Raw genomic sequence first — 18,963 nt, 5'->3', positions numbered from 1 at the left:
AGATTTAATTGTAATTAAATAACACTTTTTAGTACTCTCAGTTTGTGAGTATGCTTATTCATTTCTTTATTAAAAATCCCCGTTGAATCCAGTGTATCAATTCGTACTTTTCCGGAAGCATGGATAATTTTCTGGTTCTCCAGCATAATTCCTACATGGATAATTTTCCCGTCAGCATTTTCAAAGAAAGCTAAGTCTCCGGGTTTGGTTTCTTCTACAAAAGTAAGAGCCTCCCCTACCTCAGCTTGTTGTGAGGCATCCCTGGGAATTTTAATATCGTGAACTTTATATACCAATTGTGTAAAACCAGAACAGTCTACCGCAAAAAAACTTTTACCTCCCCATAAATAAGGTACATTCAGGAATTCTTTTGCTGTAAGGGCAATACTTTCGCGGATGTCATGACTTCTTTTTGATGCCACGACAGGAAATTCTACTTCAGAGCCTATTGAAAGTAAGGTTTTACCGTCATTCATCAGCACAGAAGAAAAATCCTCTGTAACTACGGTTACTTTTCTCCTGGTAAGCTCCTCATCCGTCACAGGTTTTAGCTGTTTGGTATCCATCCATCCTTCATAGCCATCATAATGCATTTTTATTTTGGTCCAGGTTTTATCTACTTCCAAAATATCAGCACTTTCTCCAAACAATATTTCCGTAACGATTTCTGCTCTGTCAGAATTTTCTGCACGAACCGGCGCTACTGTAACTATACAAATTCCTTTATTCATTAACTCTATATTTAATGATCATAATTTAAAGATTAGAAAAGCCTACAAGAGTTCTTTACCTTTAATCTTTGAATATTTAACTACTTCCTGCGAAGGAAGTTTACTCCATCACGCAAAGGTAAAATAAGATTTTCAAAATCTTCGTCTTTTGCTGCTAAATCATTTAATTCCTGAATAGACTGTGTAGATTTTAATTTGGGATTTTCTTCCAGGATTTTTCCGTACCACAAAACGTTATCAAACAGGATTACAGACCCCGACTTCGTTCTCGGTTTAATCAGCCTAAAGTATTCTGCATAATTCTCTTTATCTGCATCTACAAAAATCAGATCAAAAAATTCATCTGTTTCTTTTAAAAATTCTTTAGCATCCTGAAGTTTAAAGTCAATCTGACCGGCATATTCACTGGCTTCAAAATATTTTTTCGGAAGATAAGCAAGATCTTCATTAACATCCAGGGTAGTAATCTTCCCGTCTTTCGACAAACCCGAAGCAAGACATAAGGTTGCATATCCTGTAAACGTTCCTATTTCAAGAACATTCTTAGGTTGCATCATCTGCGAGATGATGGTCAGCAATCTCCCTTGCTGATACCCCGAAATCATATGAGGCTGTGTTGTTTTTTGGTAAGTCTCCCTCCTTAGCTTTTTCAGAATCTCAGATTCCGAAGACGCATGTGCCTCCAAATATCTATCCATTTCAGGATTTTTTTCTTCAAAAAAACTCATACAATTTTAATTTAAACAAATTTACGGATTTTAAACTTCTTTTTAAACAAACCACTTCTGTTCGGTATAAAATACAAAAAAGAGAGAAATGAATTCCTCTCTTTTTCTTAGATGTATCTGACTTTTATGCAAAAATCATTATACAGCTATACAATATTGTCTTATACCAGCACAGACCCATCCCGGGCAACACTTTGTCTGTGGACTCGTACAAAAGATCTGTGGATTACATCCTCTAATTGCACCTTGTACATTTTTCATTGCTCCTCTTGAAAGTTTTTTTAGATTTTTCATAATTATTTTGGTTTAGTATTAATTTCCTACTCTTTAAGATTTTCGGACTCCTCTCTGTTTTATTTCCTTTTACGGAGACTTAAATATACACATTCTTTTATTAATCAATCAATTATAATCAAAACAATCAACACCAAACCAATTAAAAACAGATTATACCGTGAAAAGCCCTATATAAAATACCGTGAAAATACGGATGGTATTTTTGTGGTATTACATATAATTTTGCAGGAGAAACAGGGGTAAAAACACTAAGAAACTAAAATGATTGCAGGAGAGAACCAAACTAACCATGAGAATCAAAAAAGGGTGTTACCGAAAGGTAACACAAGTTCTCCTGCCCCTAAAAACAAGACAGAAATATCCAATTCATTTTTGCAAAGAATTATTTCTCTCTTGAAAAAGGAAGAATTAATTTGATTAAAAAATAAACCCCGAATCTCCTTGGGGTTTATTTTTTTTCTTATTATTCAAACCAGACAGACATTAAAAACTGATAATCAATTACCAAAATATCCTTACGAACGGATAACAAATCTTCCTCAGGACATCTTAATACGAATCGGACATCTATTCCGACACTAAACCGGGTCATTGTGACTGCCTTCAGGAAATATCTATGACTACCCGTTCCAATACTACTTCAAGTTATTTTTATTCTCTACTCTCCTAATCAAAAAACAAGAGTGACTTCATTTAAAAGCAGTAAAAATACTGAACCACTCCTGATCATATAGATCTACCTTTGATAGAGATTTCCAGTGCTATGAAAAAAATATCATACAGGAGGAACCCGAAAAGCCTTAAATAGAGTAGGGAGTTAATTCTAAAAACAACCACATGAAAACAAAAACCTTATTTTTAATTGGTGCAATCGTGGGATTAGTAATTATTTTTTCCCAGCTCACCCCTCAGGAAATGTCTTTTTACAAAGAGAAAGGCAATTACATTGTTGACAACAATTACATGATCAAAGATGTAAAAAAAATCTCTGATGATGATATTAAGACTCTTTTAAATCTCCAAAAAATTCATCAGAATGGCTTAGGAACAAACTTCATTGTATACAAGATGAATCGCCAGTACATTATCCGCGGCTGTCTGATGAAAGCAAATATTGACTGGAAGAAATATGGGGACTTACGATCCAAAGTTGATGGTATCCTGAAAAAATACGGTGCCAAAGAACTTGGAAACGATTATTACGCTATTCAGAACAATCAGTTTGCGACGAATGCAGCATTATTAACTCAAAGAGATATAGCTTCTTTAAATAAGCTGACTGTAAGAGGTGCTGATGAGTATACCATCTGCCCTCCTACTATGGGAAGAAAAAACCTCACCTATGTCATCATGAAGTCTGTAAAAACCAATATTGCTATTGATCCAAAAATCAATGTAAAACTCAACAATGTCCTGGTTAATTACAAATAACAACAAAGGGCTGTTTTATATCCTTTAAGACAGCCTTTTTAACACTGATTGCCATGAAAAGAAAAGTTCAATTATCCGGAATTTTCATTCTACTCTCTCTGGTTTTCATCATAGGTTTGAAAGGGACATTTGACGGCTATTATGGTTTTTACTATGAAAACAAAACATATAACAAGCCTTTAATTTATACAGTTTCCGAAGAGATCACTCAGGCCAAACCTGTAAGCATGTTTACCTCTTACACAGGTTTCGACACAGGCTATGGTTTTTATGCACCCAATGTAGCCAGCGATTTTGTCATCAAGTTTGAACTAAAAGACATGCACGGGCATATTCTTGAAGAAAAAATAATGCCTTCCTTTAAAAGCAAAGAAAGCAGGGTAAGATACACCACAGTCTTCAATATGCTTCTGGATAAGCTTTCTGATAAAAACAAATATGACCCTGCCTATGAGCAATATCTTGATATCATTGTACAACAGATCGCAACTCATGTAATGAGTGAAAACCCTGAGGCCTCAGGCGTCACCACAAAACTATATTTGTATGACTACCCTAGCATCGTCGATTATAAGCAGGGAAAAGTGAATGAAAATTTTATCCTCATTGATGAATTCAAACACTAAACCAATGAAGACACTTAATTCAATGTATGCAAACGTAGAAGATTTCTTTTTTAAGAGAGATGACCGAACAGAATTCCTGAGTTTCTTCAGGGTTTCAATTGGGTTGATTATTCTTTTGCAATTTCTGGCCGTCATCGAAGATTTTGAAACATTATTTTCGAGCAGCAGCATTATCCCTCAGGATATCATGAATGTTTTTACACCGGATTGGTTGATTACCTTTCCGAAAATAGTAAGTTTTTTTCAATCTTTGGGTATTGCAGAAAGTACAACCATCACGATCACCAAAGTCTCATTTATCAGTCTATCAGCTTTTATAATCATAGGATTTTACTCCAGAGTTTCGGCAATTATTCTACTTTTTTTACAAATTGCACTCTTAAAAGGGAGTTCGTTTTTTGCCTATGGAGCAGACTTTTTTACAAGTATGTCTTTATTTTATTTGATTCTTTTTCCTTCTGACCAGAATTTTTCGCTTAGAAATTTAATTTTCAGCAAAAAGACCAGATACATCAGTATCACTCAGGTCAAAAGACTATTTCAACTGCATATTTGTATTGCTTACTTTTTCTCGGGTCTGGATAAAGGTTTGGGATTTAACTGGTGGAATGGGGAATCAATCTGGAAAGCAATTCATTTGCCTTACTCCAATCGGGATTTGAATATTGATTTCAGCTGGTTGGCAGAACATTCTTATTTTTTAATCATTATCGGATGGAGCACGATCCTGATCGAGATGTGCTATCCATTTTTTATATGGCAGAAAACAACACAAAAAACATGGCTTTTCCTGACCATATCAATGCACTTAGGAATTGCTCTTGTCCTCAATCTATACTATTTTTCTGCGATTATGATTATCTGGAATATTACCAATTTCTATTTTGAGCAACCCATAAAAAAAACATCTCATTCAGCAAAAAAAACCTCAACCAATCCATTGGGTGAGAGAGTTATCTAATAAAAAAAAATCCCGAATTTCTTCGGGATTTCTATTTTTATTTTGATTTGTTGATTACTTCTTCGGAGTGATATCCATTAGTTTCATAAACTCATCCAGTTTAGGCATGATGATAATTTCTGTTCTTCTGTTTTCAGATCTGCCGGAAACACTCATGTTTGTCGCCTTAGGGTTATACTCAGAACGACCACCTGCTGTAATTCTTGCAGGATCTACCCCAAATTGTGTCTGAAGAACTTTAGCAACGGAAGTACCTCTTAATGCAGAAAGGTCCCAGTTATCTCTTGGAAGATTGGCAGAATTTAAAGGTGCATTATCTGTATTACCTTCAATCAATACAGAATATTTATCATAATCATTGATCACTTTTGCTACTTTACCTAGCACCTCCTGTGCAGCAGGAAGGATGTTATAATCTCCTGTTTTATACAACATTTTATCAGAAAGGGAAATCATTACCACTCCCTTCAATACTTTCACCTGTACATCTTCATCAGAAACATTATCTAACGATCTCTTCAATTTATTAGACAAAGCAAGATTTAAACTATCATTTTTAGCGTTGCTGGAGATCAATTGCTTGATATATGAATTTGAAGCGTTGATCTCACCTACCAATTTATCAATATTAGCAGAACTTTTCCCGGTGTTTGAAAGACATGCATCTAGTGATGATTTTAAAGCATCATGCTGACTTTTTAGTAAATTATTCTCACCTGCCAATGCAGAGTTTTGAGATTTCAAATCCTGGATTTCTCTTTGTCTTTCTCCAATATTTTCGATACACTGCTTATAGTTTGTGCTCAATGCATCATACTGCTTCTTGCTCACACAAGATGTCATTCCTAGCGCCATTGCAGAAACTGCTAAAATTTTTAAAATCTTCATAAATAATCATTTTTAGACCAATCAAAGTTAGGAAAATTCAATTGAATTATATAGGTTATCTTTGCATAAAAGAAATTCTCAACATCGATGTTGAAAAAATCAAGCTTTATCAATCAATTAGAAAATCTCGTTCAACAGCCAGAAAAACAAACTTTTCTTTTGGCGGTAAGCGGAGGTGCAGACTCTATGGTTTTAGCCTCTCTGTTTAAGGATTTAAGAGATGAAATATCAAATACCGGACAGGCATTTCAGGTAGCTCATATCAATTATAAACTTCGGGGTGAAGATTCAGATCTTGACCAAAAAGTTGTACAGGATTTCTGTGAGAAAAATCATATCAAATTTCATTTGTACAAAGTTTCGGAAAAAGATAAAAAACCGGAAAATTCTATTCAGCTTTGGGCAAGAGAACTGCGGTATAATTTTTTTAAAGAAATTCAGAAAAAAGAGAATCTGACTTTTCTTGTCACCGCTCATCATCTTAATGACCAGCTGGAAACATTCATTATTAATCTGTCAAAAGCTGCGGGTATTAATGGATTGAGTGGTATTCCTTCTCATGATAATAATATACTCCGACCGCTTTTAAGTTTCTCAAAAAAAGAAATTTATGAATTTGCAGAACAAAATGATATTACATTCCGGGAAGATCTTTCGAATAAAAAAAGTGATTATTTACGAAATAAAATCAGAAATGAGGTTGTTCCAAAACTATTGGAGACCAATGATCATTTTCTGGAAAACTTCAGGAAAAGTTCGTTATACCTTAATCAAACCAAAGATTTTGTTCAAAAGCAAATTCTGGAAATAGAAAATAAGCTCACTCTATTTAACCAAGACCATAAAATCTTATCAAAGGAGAAGCTGGATCAGGAAAGTGATTTCGTCAAATTTGAGATTTTAAAAAAATACGGTTTTAATCAGGAAGAAGAAATACCGAAAATTTTTAAAGCAGAAAATAATAGTTCCTTTTTTTCAAAAGAATATAAATTAATTGTCAATCGGGATGAGCTGATCTTTATTGACAAAAACAATGAAAAGGAAATTAAAGATGAAAAAATAGTGATCCATCATTTTAATTTTTCCGAAAACCAAAGGACCATCAATCTCGTAGATTATATTGAAAACATTGATCACATCAATACATCTTTTGAATGGAATTTTGATGCTGAAAAAATTCATTTCCCACTAAGTTTGAGAAAACAAAGGGACGGAGATGAGTTTTACCCAACAGGTTTTTCAGGAAAAAAGAAAGTTTCTAAGTTTTTTAGGGACGAACGACTATCTGCTTTGATAAAGGAAAAGATCTGGTTATTATGTGATTCCAGAAATCATATTCTGGGAGTTATTCCTCTGAGGCAGGATCGCAGGTATCAAACAGATAGAGATACTCAAAAAAAGATAACTGTAGCATGGACAGAAGAACAACTAATTCGTTAGCTGTTGATGATTTTAAGAAAGACAGCAATATTGCTTTTGGTGTTTTATACCAACAGTATTTCGGCTATACCAAAAAATTTATCCTTAAAAACAAAGGTAATGTGGAAGATGCGGAAGATATTTTTCAAGATGCATTACTCATCCTTTATGAAAAATTACACGCTGACAATTTCGAAGTTCAAACCTGCCTGGGAAATTATCTCATTGGAATTTCTAAAAACTTGTGGTTAAAAAGATTGAGAAACAGAAATTTTTATGTAGAATCTCCTGAAAACTATTTTGCAGAAAACTATCAGGAAATCAACTCAGCGATTGAAGATGAAAAGTATTATTGGGAAAAACTTGTTGGCTATGTGAAGTCTATCTCTGTGCACTGTCAAAACCTGATCCATGATATTTTTATTGAAAATAAAAGTATTGAGGAAATTCAGAACAAATACCACTACTCCAGTAAGCATAATGCTCAAAATCAAAAATATAAATGTGTAGAACAAATCAGAAAAATCAGAAACAATGGTATTTTTACAACCTGAAATCCAACACATTATACAAACAATCAAATTGACGGGTGATTTTTTTCTTCTTAATGGAACATATAAAAAAAGAAATAGTATGTTCAAAAAAATAGTATGGAGCCTCCTCCTATTTACAGGAGTTCTATTGAATGCTCAAAGCACAGGTATCAATTTCCAGAAAATTGATTTAGAGGCAGCGAAAAAAATTGCAGCAAAAGAGAATAAACTTATTTTCATTGACTTGTATACTACCTGGTGTGGACCTTGCAAACTTATGGCAAAAAACACCTTCACCGATCCACAAATCGGAGAGATGTTCAACAAAAATTTTGTAAATCTTGCTATAGATGCAGAAAAAGAAGGGGTAAAACTCGCAAAAGAGTTTAAGGTTGTTAATTATCCTTCTTTTTTATTCCTTGATCCTCAGGGTAAACTGGTTCAATATGATTTCGGATATTATAATCCTGAACAGTTTTTAGAAGTTGGAGCTTCTGTTGTAAGAAAAAAGATGTCTCAGCCAAGCAAAACAATAGAACAGGTAAAAGGAAAAATGATTGGAGATAAGATCGAAAATTTCAATGCAAAAGATCATTTGGGGAATACATTTTCTTTGTCAAAAGAAAACAAAAAGCTGGTCGTTGTTTTTATCAGAGGGCAGTGGTGTCCATTTTGTAACAAATACATCGAAACATTACAAAATCTTGCCCCTGAACTCAAATCAAAGAACGCCAGACTCGTTATTATATCTCCTGAAAAACCGGAATTCATAGAAAAGACGATTAATAAAACAAAGACTGAGTATACGGTTTTATATGATGAAGGGTATAAAATTGCAGAGGCCTTTGACGTTCTTTACACTCCGGACAGTGAAACTCTGAATTTCTATAATTCAAAATTAAAAGATGATTTTGCTAAAAGCAGATCAGATAATTCAGGAAGACTCCCTGTATCTGCAACATTTATCCTTAATGGGGATAAAGAAATTACATGGAGACATTTTGACCCTGATTATAAAAACAGAGCTTCTATAGAGGATATTTTAAAAAACTTAGAGTAATTTTTTTAAATCTGTTGCATTGGAAAAGCACTTAGTGTTGTAAAAAAATGAAAATCAATAATCGTTTTGAAATGAGAGAAGAAATAACACTTCTAATACAATTACAGCAGAAGTCTGAATATTTTACCTATCGCACCTAAAAAGAAAGTTTCTAAGTTTTTTAAGGACAAAAAATTATCTATTTTAGCGAAGCAAAAAATTGGATACTGGCTGAAAGGAATAATTCTATATCTGGAGTTATCATTTTCAGATAGGACATAAGATTACACAAAGGATGAGAGAACAAAATGGAGTCTCAAAATTTTTAATGAAACGAAAAAATGAAATTTAGAAATTGGTTTTTATTAATTCTACTATTTTTAGCGACGGGAATTAATGCACAAATAAAAAATCCGGTAAAGTTTAAATTCACGGTCAATGATCTGGGAAACAATCAGTATGAAGCGGTTTTAAATGCCACCATGGAAAGTGGATGGCATATTTACTCCAAAGATCTTCCTGAGGATACAGGAATTCCTACAGAATATAAAGTTTCAGGTAAAAATATTGAACTGATCGGTAAATTTACTGAAATAGGTAAAAAACATGAAGAGTTTTCCGAGGCATTTGGAGGAACTATTGTTTTCTATTCCAATACTGCAGGATTTAAACAGAAGTTTAAATTAAAAGATCCTGCAAAACCAGCAGATGTTACTTCTGAAATTACTTATCAGACTTGTGATGACAGAGTCTGTCTGGCTCCCAATACCCTTGAATTTAATCAAAAAGTGACCCCAAAAGGAGCGACAGAAGAAGTTGCAGATAATGGGAATGCAGAACCTTCGAAAGATTCTGTAAAAGCAGTTGAAACTGTTACAGAGAATACCCCGAAACAAGAGGTTACTGTGTCTGAAGGCTCAAAACTGGATCCTAAACAGCTGAAAATTGAAACGATAGATTTCAAAAAACCATTAACAGATTGCGGTGCCGCTTCAGTTAAAGTGGAAGAAAACTACTGGACTTATTTGTTCTTAGGATTTATCGGAGGATTGATTGCTCTATTAACGCCATGCGTTTTCCCAATGATCCCGTTAACGGTTTCATTCTTTACCAAAGGAAGTAAAAACAAAGCTAAAGGAAAAAGAGATGCCCTTATCTATGGGTTCTTTATCCTTCTTATTTTCGTATTATTGAGTATTCCATTCCATATTATTGATGGGATTGCAGGAAATATTTTCAACGAGATTTCTACGAGTGTATGGCTGAATATTGCCTTCTTCATCATTTTCATTTTCTTTGCCGGAAGTTTCTTCGGGTATTATGATATTACATTACCAAGTTCTATTGCCAACAAATCTTCAAAAGCAGAAGAAGCAGGTGGAATCATCGGAATCTTCTTCATGGCTCTGACATTGGTTATCGTTTCTTTCTCTTGTACAGGGCCTATCCTGGGAAGTTTGTTAGGAAGTGCAGTAACAGGATCATCCAATGTTCCGATGTTATTGACCTTTGCACTGGCAGGTTTCGGATTAGCCTGGGCTATTGTTTTTGGGCTATTGGCTTTATTCCCTCAGGCCTTACAAAGCCTTCCAAAATCCGGAGGATGGATGAATACGGTAAAAGTAGTATTAGGGTTTGTAGAATTGGCGCTGGCTTTAAAATTCTTATCAAAAGCAGATCTTGTATCCAAAACTTTCTTCTTAAAGAGAGAGCTTTTCATTGCAATATGGATCATCATTGCTCTTGGGTTAGCACTGTATTTATTCGGATTAATTAAATTTCCGCATGATGATAAAAAGCCTAAAATTTCTATTACAAGAAAAATATTAGGAGTATTAGGGTTTGGGTTTGTGATTTATTTGATTCAGGGATTAATTCCTTCAGATCGTCCGAAACTGCAATTATTAAGTGGAATTCTGCCTCCGTTAAACGTGAGTTACTTCCATGATGAAAAAGACGGTATTCTGGGAATGCATCCTGAGCACGACTTCTTCAAAGCAGTGGAATTGGCTAAGAAAGAAAACAAACCTATCCTCATTGACTTCACAGGTTACGGTTGTGAAAATTGTAGAAAAATGGAAGAGTTCGTATGGAGCGAAGGAGACATCTTACCTATCCTTCAAAATGATGTTGTATTAGCTTCATTGTATGTGGATGACAAGGAAGAACTTCCTGAGGATCAAAAAACAAAAATTGACCTGGGAGAGGGGCAAATTAAGAAAGTGAAAACGATCGGTGACAGATGGAGTTTATTCCAGCAGGTTAACTTTAATAACAACTCACAACCTCACTATGTGTTAATTACCCCGGATGGAAAAGTAATCAACACTCCGGTTTCCGGCTACATGCCAAAAGAAGATTTTAAAAAATTCCTGGAGTGCGGAGTAAACTACTTCAAACAAAATAAATAAAATTTATTCTAAAATAACACTAAGCCTTATCATTCAATAGATAAGGCTTTTTTCATGTATTGAATTTAACATTATTTAAGTTTAACATAATAATAAAATTAATAAATTATTGTCATTTTCTGATTTTAGGTACAGACTTTGTATCAACTTTTCAAAACAACGATCGGGTTTTTAAATTTTTATCAAATATCTTTTAACATTTTAAAAACAGTAACCATGGCAGAAGTAATTGCACAAGAAAAACAAGGAGGCAGACAGAAAAAGAAACTCATAAGAGTAGACATGACTCCAATGGTAGATCTGGGATTTCTACTCATCACGTTCTTTATGTTTACAACAAATTTTACAAAACCCAATGTAATGGACCTGGGGCTTCCGGCAAAAGGGGATCCACCAAGTTCAGTAGTAATGAATCAAAAAAACCAGGTAACCTTCATTCTTGGAAAAGACAATCGGGTATTCTATCACCAGAGCAACGCTACAGATTTAAATACAGCCAATCTGAAAGAAACAGATTTCAGCGGTATAAAAGTTTCTAAAATTATTTCTGAAGCGTATAAAAATGCTCCGAATCCTGAAAACTTTACGATTATTGTCAAACCAACAGATGAAGCCAATTATAAAAACTTTGTAGATATGCTGGATAATATCGCGATCGCTAAAAAGGAACGCTATGGAGTTACCGACATCAAACCCTGGGAAACAAAAATTTACAAAGAGTTAGTTCAATAAAGGAAGGCCGTCTCAGTTTTGAGATGGCTTTTTTAGTAGCATTTTCCAGACCAGTAGTTTTCCTCTTTTTTGCTTACATTTGAAAGTATAATCCGGTTGACACTATTCTGCATCTCCGGAATTCCTTTAACCTCTTATAAAAATTGAAATTATGCTGAACTTTGAAAGAACAGGAAACGGACAAGAAACTTTGGTATTACTTCATGGTTTTATGGAAAACCTATCCATCTGGAGTGACATGGAACATCATCTTTCTAAAAATTTCAGCCTCTTAAAAATTGACCTTCCCGGCCATGGACAGTCTGAAGTCTTAGGTGAAGTTCATACCATGGAGCTGATGGCAGAAGAAGTAAAAAAGGTGTTAGACAGCCAAAATTTACAAAAAGTACATTTACTCGGTCACTCTATGGGAGGGTATACTTCTTTGGCTTTTGCTGAGAAATATCCTGATACGCTCAAAAGTATGACCTTATTTTTTTCCACCTACTTTCCGGATGACGAAGAAAAAAAACAGCAGCGTATAAAGAGCTACAGAATCATTAAAGATGCATTTGCACATTATGTAAGGGCAGGAATTCCTAATTTATTTAATCCTAACGAAAGAGATATCCTGGAAGGGAAAATTGAAATCGCCCTTGAAACAGCTCTTTCTACAAATAATTTGGGAGCATTAGCCTGTGTAAAAGGAATGGTGGAAAGGACTGACAAAAAGCATATCATGCAAAATCTGGAAGCTAAAATTCTAGTACTGGCAGGAAAGCATGACAATGCTGTGAAAACTGATGCTATGATCAAAAATCTACCGGACAGGACTAATATAAAATCATATATTTTAGATTGTGGTCACAATGGTCATTGGGAGAAACCCGGCATCTGTGCTGAAATTATCAATACTGAACTTTTACATAATCTTCCAAAAAAACTGGTACTTTAAACGATGAGAATCTCAATAATTTCACTCCTTCTCTTTGCATTTTTCAGCTGTAAAAAAGAAAGTAAGTCAATAACAAAAACAACCTCTACAGATACTGTTACGGTTAAAGCTTCCCTGAATACTGACACATTAAAATCCAACACTCCAAAAGAAGAAGTGTTTAATTTTGTAACAGAACTATGTGATAATAAAGGACGTTTTGATGCTAATAAATACACGCGGGAAGAGATTGAAGGTACCTATGCACTCTGGTATACTTTAGGAGGTACTTTACTGGATACCCCATCTGTTTTTGACCTTAGTAACCTCCAGATGGTGAGACGTGATAAGGATAAAATCCTGACAAAATTAGATAGAGATTTCACTGAAAAAAAGAAGCTTATTCAAAATCTTAAAGTAGTGAATGTTCCTTACTGGCAAAATATAAAAAAACTGAAATACGAAGCCCTCCTTCAACAATACCAGATGGAAAAAATGCAGATCTCAGCGTATTCAGATCCTGCTGTTCTTCTCAAAAGCAATACATGTCCCGATTTCTCAAAGGCTTTAAATTCAACGGATGATCAAATGGTTGAAGAGTGGAGAAAACTTCGGGAGGAAATGAGTAAAAGAAATGCCAATCCTCAACGAATTATGAATGAATTTAACAACCATCTCAATTCGCCGGACAAAAGAGATTATGCCATTATTGATCTTATTACTTTTGGATGGGGAAATTGTGCCAATGATGCAGTTGTAAATCCGGTTCATGATGAAAAGATGAGTAAAGAGTTTGAGTCTCTTTTTATCAAGATTGATTCTGACTGTGATGAGCCTTAAACATTTATAAAAAATCCTGTATATTAGTAAAGGATAATTTTCAAGATGGGTTTATTCTCGTTCAAAAAAAAGCACCCAAAAGTAATCGGGCTTACACTTTCAGGCGGAGGAATGCGTGGAATTGCTCATATTGCTGTACTGAAAGCATTGGAAGAGTATGGCCTCAGACCTCAGATTATTTCCGGAACAAGCGCCGGCGCTATCATAGGTGCTTTTTATTCTTTTGGGAAAACCCCGGATCAAATGATGGAGATTGTAAAAGAAACCTCTTTTTTCTCAAGATCTGCATTAAAATTATCCAAAAACGGAATTTTCAGTTCTAATTTCATTTTAAAACTTTTCAAAGATTATTTTCCTGAGGACAACTTCAGTATTCTAAAAATCCCTGTGTATGTAGCAGCCACAGAAATGACTCATGGTATTGTCGATTTTTTTTCGGAAGGACAACTTTTCGCCCCTCTGCTGGCCTCATCAAGCGTACCTTTTATCCTTCCTCCTGTAAGAATTGAAGATAAAATATACGTGGATGGTGGAGTTCTTGATAACTTACCTATTGAACCTATTATTGACAAATGCGATTTTCTTATTGCCTCCCATGTCAATTCAATAAGTTATGATCAATTAAACAAAATGAGCCTTATGAAAGAATTCGACCGGATTCTCCACCTTGCCATTGCCAAATCTGTTTATTCCAAAGTAAAGCACTGTAATATTTTTCTGGATCCTCCAAAAATGACCAAGTTCAGTCTTTTCAACAAGAAATATATGGATGAGATGTTTCAGCAAGTATATGAGTATACCTGTGAGGAGCTGGAAACAAAGGGATACCGTAAAGAATTCGGATTTAGAAAGTTGGAGAGTTAACAAATTCACACTACATAGGCTCTATTTCCCAATATAGCAAACGTTAGCATCTTTACCTTCGGTTACCTTTGCTGTTTTATAATTTTTGACGTTTGCCCCTTATAAATTCTCTTCAATCAGTCTCTTCTTGAAAACGTCAATAGTTCCTGATAAAGAATCCATAGATTTTCCACCTGCTGCATTGATGTGCCCACCACCGCTGAAATATTTTCTGGAGAATTGGTTTACATCCACATCATCTTTACTTCTGAAAGAAATCTTAACAAAATCCTCATACAGATCTTCCATAAAAAATGCAGACATTTTTACTCCGGCAATACTTAATCCGTAATTTACAAAACCTTCTGTATCTCCTTTCTGGAAACCAAATTCTTTGAGTTCGTTTCTTGTAAGACTTAAAATAGCAACCCTACCGTCATTCACCACTTCTATTCTTCCCAGCACCAAAGCAAGCAGGTGAAGTCTTGAAACAGTATTGGTATCCCAGGTGTTGGAAGTGATCATAGCAGGATCAGCCCCATTTTCAATAAGATGAGCAATGATTCTGTGAGTAGTAGCACTTGTAGAACGAAAACGGAAACCGCCGGTATCTGTCATAATACCCGTATAAAGACATTCTGCGATATCCTGATTCACCAGTTTTTCATCATCTAACGCTTCAATAAAATGATAAATCATCTGTGAAGTAGCCGGAATTACCGTATCAGAATATACAAAGTCAAACTTTTCCGGTTGTTGGTGATGATCAATAAGAATTTTTTTACCTGGTGCCTTCACGAGCCATTCTCCCAACAATCCAATTCTTGAAGGGGAGTTAAAATCTAAACAGAAAATAACATCCGCTTCAGCAATCATATCAAAAGCAAGCTTTCTTTTATATTCAGCAATGGTTATTTTTTTAGACTCCGGCATCCATTTAAGGAACTTTGGAAAGTCATTCGGAACAATCACTTCAGCATAGATTCCTTTTGCTTTCAGATAATGCTTCAATCCCAGGCTGGAGCCAATAGCATCCCCATCCGGATTGTAGTGGGTAAGAATAACTATTTTGTTTTCTGGTTTTAGTAATGTATTGATATCTGAAAGTTCTGCTGGTGTAAACATCTTGTGTTCCTTTTCGTTAAAATTTAAGTTTTCAAAGATAGAGCTTTTATATAAATCATTTAAATATTATTTTTGTCGGGAGAATTTGCTTTCTCTTCGGGGTTTGCAAATGTTTGACAAAAAAACACATCAAATATTTTCAAAAAAAGATACGTAAAGTTTGTATCTTATAAAAATTTCTATATCTTTGCAACCTGAAAATTAATAGATTAATTACGATTTAAACATATAGTAATGAGTAAAAGAACATTCCAGCCATCAGAAAGAAAGAAAAGAAACAAACACGGTTTCAGAGAAAGAATGTCTACGCCAAATGGAAGAAGAGTTTTGGCTGCGAGAAGAGCTAAAGGCAGAAAGAGTTTAACTGTAAGTGCATCACGCGCTAAGAGATAATCTTTTTATTATCATATACAAAACATGCTTGAGAAGTTCCTTTTCAGGCATTTTTTGTTGTTAAAATTTACTAAAATTTAGGTTGTATATGCATCTTTTTTCTATTTTTAAAATTTGAAAAACTTTTGTTTAGAAACAGCCTTAAAATTAAATTATGCCACATACAAATATCTCCGGAGACAATATCATAAGTTTGCAACATGCGAAAATTGCACAAAAAAACTTCACTGTACTTTCTGATGTAAATCTTAACATTAAAAAAGGTAGATTTTGCTATCTTATCGGAAAAACAGGTTCCGGGAAAAGTTCACTTTTGAAAACGCTTTACGGACATATTCCTTTAGCATCAGGACACGGAGCTGTGGTAGGATTTGATCTGGCAAAACTTAAACCTTCTGATATCCCTAACCTACGAAGAAAACTAGGTATTGTATTCCAGGATTTCCAATTACTTTCCGACAGAACGGTAGAGAAGAACCTGAAGTTCGTTCTTGAAGCAACCGGCTGGAGTGATAAAGTAAAAATGGAAGACCGCATCAACGAAGTATTAGGTAGTGTTAATATGAAGAGTAAAAAGCACAAAATGCCCCACGAACTTTCGGGAGGTGAGCAACAGCGTATCGCTATTGCAAGAGCTCTTCTTAACCACCCTGATCTTATTTTAGCGGATGAACCAACGGGAAACCTCGACCCGGAAACTTCTAACGAAATCATGACTCTGTTAAAGCAGGTTGCCCTTGAAAATGGCGCTGCTGTAGTAATGGCAACCCACGATTATCACATGATTCAAAATTTCCCGGGAGAAGCAATCAGATGTGAAGACGGAAAAGTATCCGTATTGGATACTGCTGAATTATTTGAATAAAAAATCGAGAGATTTAGAAGTAAAAGTTACTTATTTCAAGCCTCTTTAAAAACATGAAACTCTCTGGTGAGTTCAAGATATTGGTCCGAGTATTGTCTCGGACTTTTTTCTATCGTAAAGTCAGATTCCTCCAATGCTTTTTCAGTCAATGAAAATTCGAGGATAAGCCTTTTGATCTGACCATTTTCAATACCTTTGATATTAACTTTACGAATTAAAAACATCCTGTTTTCTTCTGCCAGCGAAATAAAAATTTCACCGGCCTCAACAGGAATGATAACCGAAAAAATTCCATTCCCGGATAAAAGACACGCTGATTTACTGATTAACTGTATAAAATTAAGTTCTACTGTCTGTCTTGCTATTTTATCCTTTTCAGAACCCGATTCTTCGAAATAAGGTGGATTGGAAACAATCAGATCAAATCGTTCTTCTATTTCGAAAGTTTTAAAATCCTGATGTTTATTTTTTAACCTGATATGAAAAGGAGAATTCTCAAAATTAATCTGAGTAAGAGCAACTGCCTCTTTATTAATATCCAAGCCTAAAAAATTAGCCTGGGAATTTCGCTGCGCCAACATCAATGAAATCAATCCGGTTCCGGTACCTACTTCCAATACTTTTGAAGCCAGGCTCACTTCAGAAAGAGCGCCCAGCAAAACACCGTCTGTTCCTACACGGAAGACGCTTTCAGACTGCTGAATTTCGAATTGTTTAAACTTAAAAGGCTTCACTATAAATTGGTAGGCAATGTAATGATGAATGTTGATCCCTTCCCTACTTCTGATTTCACAGAAATCTCTCCTTTATAATCTTCAATCATTTTTCTTACCATGGATAATCCCAGACCCATCCCACTGTTTTTGGAGGTAAAATTAGGCTCAAAGATCCTTTCATACATATTATCAGGGATCCCAATTCCATTATCCTGAACGGAAATGATCACTCTTCTTTGGTGCTGCTCTACATCTACATTAATAATCAGTTTTCTTTCTTCACTTTCCGCCTGCTTGGCATTGGTCACAAGATTGGTTATGATTCTGGAAAGATAAATTCTATCCATATTGATCATAATATTGCTCTTGTTTGAATGCATAAAAATACTGTCATCATTAAAAACACGAAGAATATCTTCTACCTCAGTATTCAGATTAATCACTTCATTATTTTTTTCAGGAAGTTTGGCAAATTCTGAAAAAGCCGATGCAACAGTGGCAATCAAGTCAATCTGATCCACCATTGTTTTACTCATCAATTTAACCCTCTCTTTGATATTCGGATCTTCCGGATCAAATTTTCTTTCAAAATTCTGGATGGTAAGCTTCATAGGAGTAAGCGGGTTTTTCACCTCGTGGGCTACCTGCTTTGCCATTTCTCTCCAGGCTTCTTCAGACGCTTTAAATCTTAATCTTTCCTTTTGGTCCTGAATCTGGAGAATCATCCTGTTATAAGCCCTTGCCAATGCATTAAGCTCATCATTTTTATAATACCTGATAGGGCGCATTTCATTTTCAAATAATGTAATACGGGTGATCATATCAGAAAATTTGGTAATGGTTTTTGCCAGGCTGTTTGAAGTCACCCAGCTGATCCAGACACTGAATAATATAAGGAAAATATCTACTAAAAGAATATATTTAACATACTGATGAAGAACCTCCAGATAAGCAGATTCATTATGATATAAAGGAATATACACCACCCCTATCGGCTCAAGCTCGTTATTTTTGAGAAGAAGATAGGAAGACGTAAGTCTGGCATCCTTAGCGGAATCATATCTGGTCATATCCACTCTGGCATCAGTTGCCAGAATTCTATTGATGATATCCAGAGGAATTGTTTTCTGATCGATCAGGCTTTCATCTTTATTGGAAAGGAGATAATTTCCTTTCAAATCATAAATGACAATATCATGCTGATTGATATCTGCGATTTCAAAAATTTTATTCCCTAAAACGTTTGGTAAATCCTCTGTTTTCACCAAAGTCCGACTCACCGCATAGTCCAGATACCTCATAACAGCAGTGGTTTTCTCCTGCATATCAATAGTACTCTGCTGCAAAGAGTTATTTCTCAATACAAAATAAGGGACAAGCGAAGTCGCAACAACACTTAAAAAGCATACCAACAGAAAACCAAAAAAAACACGGTTCCTTAAGCTATATCCTTTATACTTATTAATTGACAT

At 34.8% G+C, this 18,963-nt stretch carries 20 protein-coding genes; 13 read left to right on the top strand and 7 right to left on the bottom strand.

What is annotated here, in order from left to right:
• Positions 1-14: 14 nt before the first annotated feature.
• The 3 genes from C1631_RS07710 to C1631_RS25100 form a co-directional block, all read right to left on the bottom strand.
• Positions 15-731, bottom strand: a complete 717-nt coding sequence (locus tag C1631_RS07710) for a C40 family peptidase (RefSeq protein ID WP_103247131.1) — start codon at positions 729-731, stop codon at positions 15-17.
• A gap of 80 nt (positions 732-811) precedes the next feature.
• Positions 812-1,459 carry an O-methyltransferase gene (locus C1631_RS07705; RefSeq protein WP_103247132.1) on the bottom strand — a complete coding sequence of 216 codons (648 nt, stop codon included), beginning with the start codon at positions 1,457-1,459 and terminating at the stop codon, positions 812-814.
• A 138-nt stretch (positions 1,460-1,597) separates the two neighbouring features.
• Positions 1,598-1,753 carry a CCPGW family putative bacteriocin gene (locus tag C1631_RS25100; protein WP_438502069.1) on the bottom strand — a complete coding sequence of 52 codons (156 nt, stop codon included), beginning with the start codon at positions 1,751-1,753 and terminating at the stop codon, positions 1,598-1,600.
• 840 nt (positions 1,754-2,593) lie between these two features.
• On the opposite strand from C1631_RS25100, the gene C1631_RS07700 reads away from it, so the two are divergent.
• The 3 genes from C1631_RS07700 to C1631_RS07690 are packed head-to-tail and all read left to right on the top strand — an operon-like array spanning position 2,594 to position 4,774.
• Positions 2,594-3,187, top strand: a complete 594-nt coding sequence (locus C1631_RS07700; protein ID WP_109711557.1) for a hypothetical protein — start codon at positions 2,594-2,596, stop codon at positions 3,185-3,187.
• A gap of 53 nt (positions 3,188-3,240) precedes the next feature.
• Positions 3,241-3,813: a hypothetical protein gene (locus tag C1631_RS07695; RefSeq protein WP_103247134.1), complete on the top strand. Its 573-nt coding sequence runs from the start codon at positions 3,241-3,243 to the stop codon at positions 3,811-3,813.
• A 4-nt stretch (positions 3,814-3,817) separates the two neighbouring features.
• Positions 3,818-4,774 carry an HTTM domain-containing protein gene (locus C1631_RS07690; protein ID WP_103247140.1) on the top strand — a complete coding sequence of 319 codons (957 nt, stop codon included), beginning with the start codon at positions 3,818-3,820 and terminating at the stop codon, positions 4,772-4,774.
• Positions 4,775-4,828: 54 nt separating this feature from the next.
• Here the strand turns inward: C1631_RS07690 and C1631_RS07685 are convergent, their stop codons facing one another.
• Positions 4,829-5,662, bottom strand: a complete 834-nt coding sequence (locus tag C1631_RS07685) for an OmpA family protein (protein WP_103247135.1) — start codon at positions 5,660-5,662, stop codon at positions 4,829-4,831.
• Positions 5,663-5,749: 87 nt separating this feature from the next.
• Between C1631_RS07685 and tilS the strand changes: the two genes are divergently transcribed.
• The 8 genes from tilS to C1631_RS07645 all read left to right on the top strand — a co-directional run bounded on the left by tilS (position 5,750) and on the right by C1631_RS07645 (position 14,413).
• Positions 5,750-7,102 carry a tRNA lysidine(34) synthetase TilS gene (gene tilS / locus C1631_RS07680; RefSeq protein WP_109711555.1) on the top strand — a complete coding sequence of 451 codons (1,353 nt, stop codon included), beginning with the start codon at positions 5,750-5,752 and terminating at the stop codon, positions 7,100-7,102.
• Entirely contained in the window at positions 7,075-7,635 is a 561-nt protein-coding gene (locus tag C1631_RS07675; protein WP_103247137.1) for an RNA polymerase sigma factor, read from the top strand. Before tilS ends, C1631_RS07675 begins: the two co-directional genes overlap by 28 nt.
• Before the next feature lie 79 nt (positions 7,636-7,714).
• On the top strand, positions 7,715-8,674 hold the full coding sequence (locus tag C1631_RS07670) for a peroxiredoxin-like family protein (protein ID WP_165828255.1): 960 nt from the start codon (positions 7,715-7,717) through the stop codon (positions 8,672-8,674).
• A gap of 320 nt (positions 8,675-8,994) precedes the next feature.
• Positions 8,995-11,064 carry a protein-disulfide reductase DsbD family protein gene (locus C1631_RS07665; RefSeq protein WP_109711551.1) on the top strand — a complete coding sequence of 690 codons (2,070 nt, stop codon included), beginning with the start codon at positions 8,995-8,997 and terminating at the stop codon, positions 11,062-11,064.
• Between the two features lie 216 nt (positions 11,065-11,280).
• Entirely contained in the window at positions 11,281-11,796 is a 516-nt protein-coding gene (locus tag C1631_RS07660; RefSeq protein ID WP_103247196.1) for a biopolymer transporter ExbD, read from the top strand.
• Between the two features lie 151 nt (positions 11,797-11,947).
• Positions 11,948-12,730 carry an alpha/beta fold hydrolase gene (locus C1631_RS07655; RefSeq protein WP_109711550.1) on the top strand — a complete coding sequence of 261 codons (783 nt, stop codon included), beginning with the start codon at positions 11,948-11,950 and terminating at the stop codon, positions 12,728-12,730.
• 3 nt (positions 12,731-12,733) lie between these two features.
• Entirely contained in the window at positions 12,734-13,549 is an 816-nt protein-coding gene (locus C1631_RS07650) for a hypothetical protein (RefSeq protein WP_103247194.1), read from the top strand.
• A 45-nt stretch (positions 13,550-13,594) separates the two neighbouring features.
• Positions 13,595-14,413 (top strand): patatin-like phospholipase family protein, encoded by an 819-nt coding sequence (locus tag C1631_RS07645; protein WP_109711548.1) that lies wholly within the window; start codon positions 13,595-13,597, stop codon positions 14,411-14,413.
• 99 nt (positions 14,414-14,512) lie between these two features.
• On the opposite strand, the gene C1631_RS07640 is transcribed toward C1631_RS07645, so the two are convergent.
• Positions 14,513-15,517: a DHH family phosphoesterase gene (locus C1631_RS07640; protein ID WP_109711547.1), complete on the bottom strand. Its 1,005-nt coding sequence runs from the start codon at positions 15,515-15,517 to the stop codon at positions 14,513-14,515.
• A gap of 234 nt (positions 15,518-15,751) precedes the next feature.
• On the opposite strand from C1631_RS07640, the gene rpmH reads away from it, so the two are divergent.
• Both rpmH and C1631_RS07630 read left to right on the top strand, forming a co-directional pair.
• Positions 15,752-15,910: a 50S ribosomal protein L34 gene (gene rpmH, locus C1631_RS07635; RefSeq protein WP_040997588.1), complete on the top strand. Its 159-nt coding sequence runs from the start codon at positions 15,752-15,754 to the stop codon at positions 15,908-15,910.
• A 154-nt stretch (positions 15,911-16,064) separates the two neighbouring features.
• Positions 16,065-16,775: a cell division ATP-binding protein FtsE gene (locus tag C1631_RS07630; RefSeq protein ID WP_027375447.1), complete on the top strand. Its 711-nt coding sequence runs from the start codon at positions 16,065-16,067 to the stop codon at positions 16,773-16,775.
• Positions 16,776-16,810: 35 nt separating this feature from the next.
• Here the strand turns inward: C1631_RS07630 and C1631_RS07625 are convergent, their stop codons facing one another.
• A complete protein-coding gene (locus C1631_RS07625; protein WP_103247190.1) occupies positions 16,811-17,509 on the bottom strand; it encodes a tRNA1(Val) (adenine(37)-N6)-methyltransferase in 699 nt (232 codons plus the stop codon).
• Complete coding sequence (locus C1631_RS07620; protein WP_103247189.1) at positions 17,509-18,963, bottom strand: sensor histidine kinase; 1,455 nt, start codon at positions 18,961-18,963, stop codon at positions 17,509-17,511. Before C1631_RS07620 ends, C1631_RS07625 begins: the two co-directional genes overlap by 1 nt.

It is taken from the genome of Chryseobacterium phosphatilyticum (assembly GCF_002899825.2).
Lineage (GTDB): Bacteria > Bacteroidota > Bacteroidia > Flavobacteriales > Weeksellaceae > Chryseobacterium > Chryseobacterium phosphatilyticum.
This window is presented reverse-complemented; position numbering and strand designations above follow the sequence as displayed.

Coding starts and splice junctions, on each gene's coding strand:
- C1631_RS07670 (WP_165828255.1), top strand. CDS start 7,715: ATGTTCAAAAAAATAGTATGGAGCCTCCTCCTATTTACAGGAGTTCTA.
- rpmH (WP_040997588.1), top strand. CDS start 15,752: ATGAGTAAAAGAACATTCCAGCCATCAGAAAGAAAGAAAAGAAACAAA.
- C1631_RS07710 (WP_103247131.1), bottom strand. CDS start 731: ATGAATAAAGGAATTTGTATAGTTACAGTAGCGCCGGTTCGTGCAGAA.
- C1631_RS07685 (WP_103247135.1), bottom strand. CDS start 5,662: ATGAAGATTTTAAAAATTTTAGCAGTTTCTGCAATGGCGCTAGGAATG.
- C1631_RS07660 (WP_103247196.1), top strand. CDS start 11,281: ATGGCAGAAGTAATTGCACAAGAAAAACAAGGAGGCAGACAGAAAAAG.
- C1631_RS07705 (WP_103247132.1), bottom strand. CDS start 1,459: ATGAGTTTTTTTGAAGAAAAAAATCCTGAAATGGATAGATATTTGGAG.
- C1631_RS07655 (WP_109711550.1), top strand. CDS start 11,948: ATGCTGAACTTTGAAAGAACAGGAAACGGACAAGAAACTTTGGTATTA.
- C1631_RS07640 (WP_109711547.1), bottom strand. CDS start 15,517: ATGTTTACACCAGCAGAACTTTCAGATATCAATACATTACTAAAACCA.
- tilS (WP_109711555.1), top strand. CDS start 5,750: ATGTTGAAAAAATCAAGCTTTATCAATCAATTAGAAAATCTCGTTCAA.
- C1631_RS07650 (WP_103247194.1), top strand. CDS start 12,734: ATGAGAATCTCAATAATTTCACTCCTTCTCTTTGCATTTTTCAGCTGT.
- C1631_RS07630 (WP_027375447.1), top strand. CDS start 16,065: ATGCCACATACAAATATCTCCGGAGACAATATCATAAGTTTGCAACAT.
- C1631_RS07700 (WP_109711557.1), top strand. CDS start 2,594: ATGAAAACAAAAACCTTATTTTTAATTGGTGCAATCGTGGGATTAGTA.
- C1631_RS07645 (WP_109711548.1), top strand. CDS start 13,595: ATGGGTTTATTCTCGTTCAAAAAAAAGCACCCAAAAGTAATCGGGCTT.
- C1631_RS07665 (WP_109711551.1), top strand. CDS start 8,995: ATGAAATTTAGAAATTGGTTTTTATTAATTCTACTATTTTTAGCGACG.
- C1631_RS25100 (WP_438502069.1), bottom strand. CDS start 1,753: ATGAAAAATCTAAAAAAACTTTCAAGAGGAGCAATGAAAAATGTACAA.
- C1631_RS07695 (WP_103247134.1), top strand. CDS start 3,241: ATGAAAAGAAAAGTTCAATTATCCGGAATTTTCATTCTACTCTCTCTG.
- C1631_RS07620 (WP_103247189.1), bottom strand. CDS start 18,963: ATGTCAATTAATAAGTATAAAGGATATAGCTTAAGGAACCGTGTTTTT.
- C1631_RS07690 (WP_103247140.1), top strand. CDS start 3,818: ATGAAGACACTTAATTCAATGTATGCAAACGTAGAAGATTTCTTTTTT.
- C1631_RS07675 (WP_103247137.1), top strand. CDS start 7,075: ATGGACAGAAGAACAACTAATTCGTTAGCTGTTGATGATTTTAAGAAA.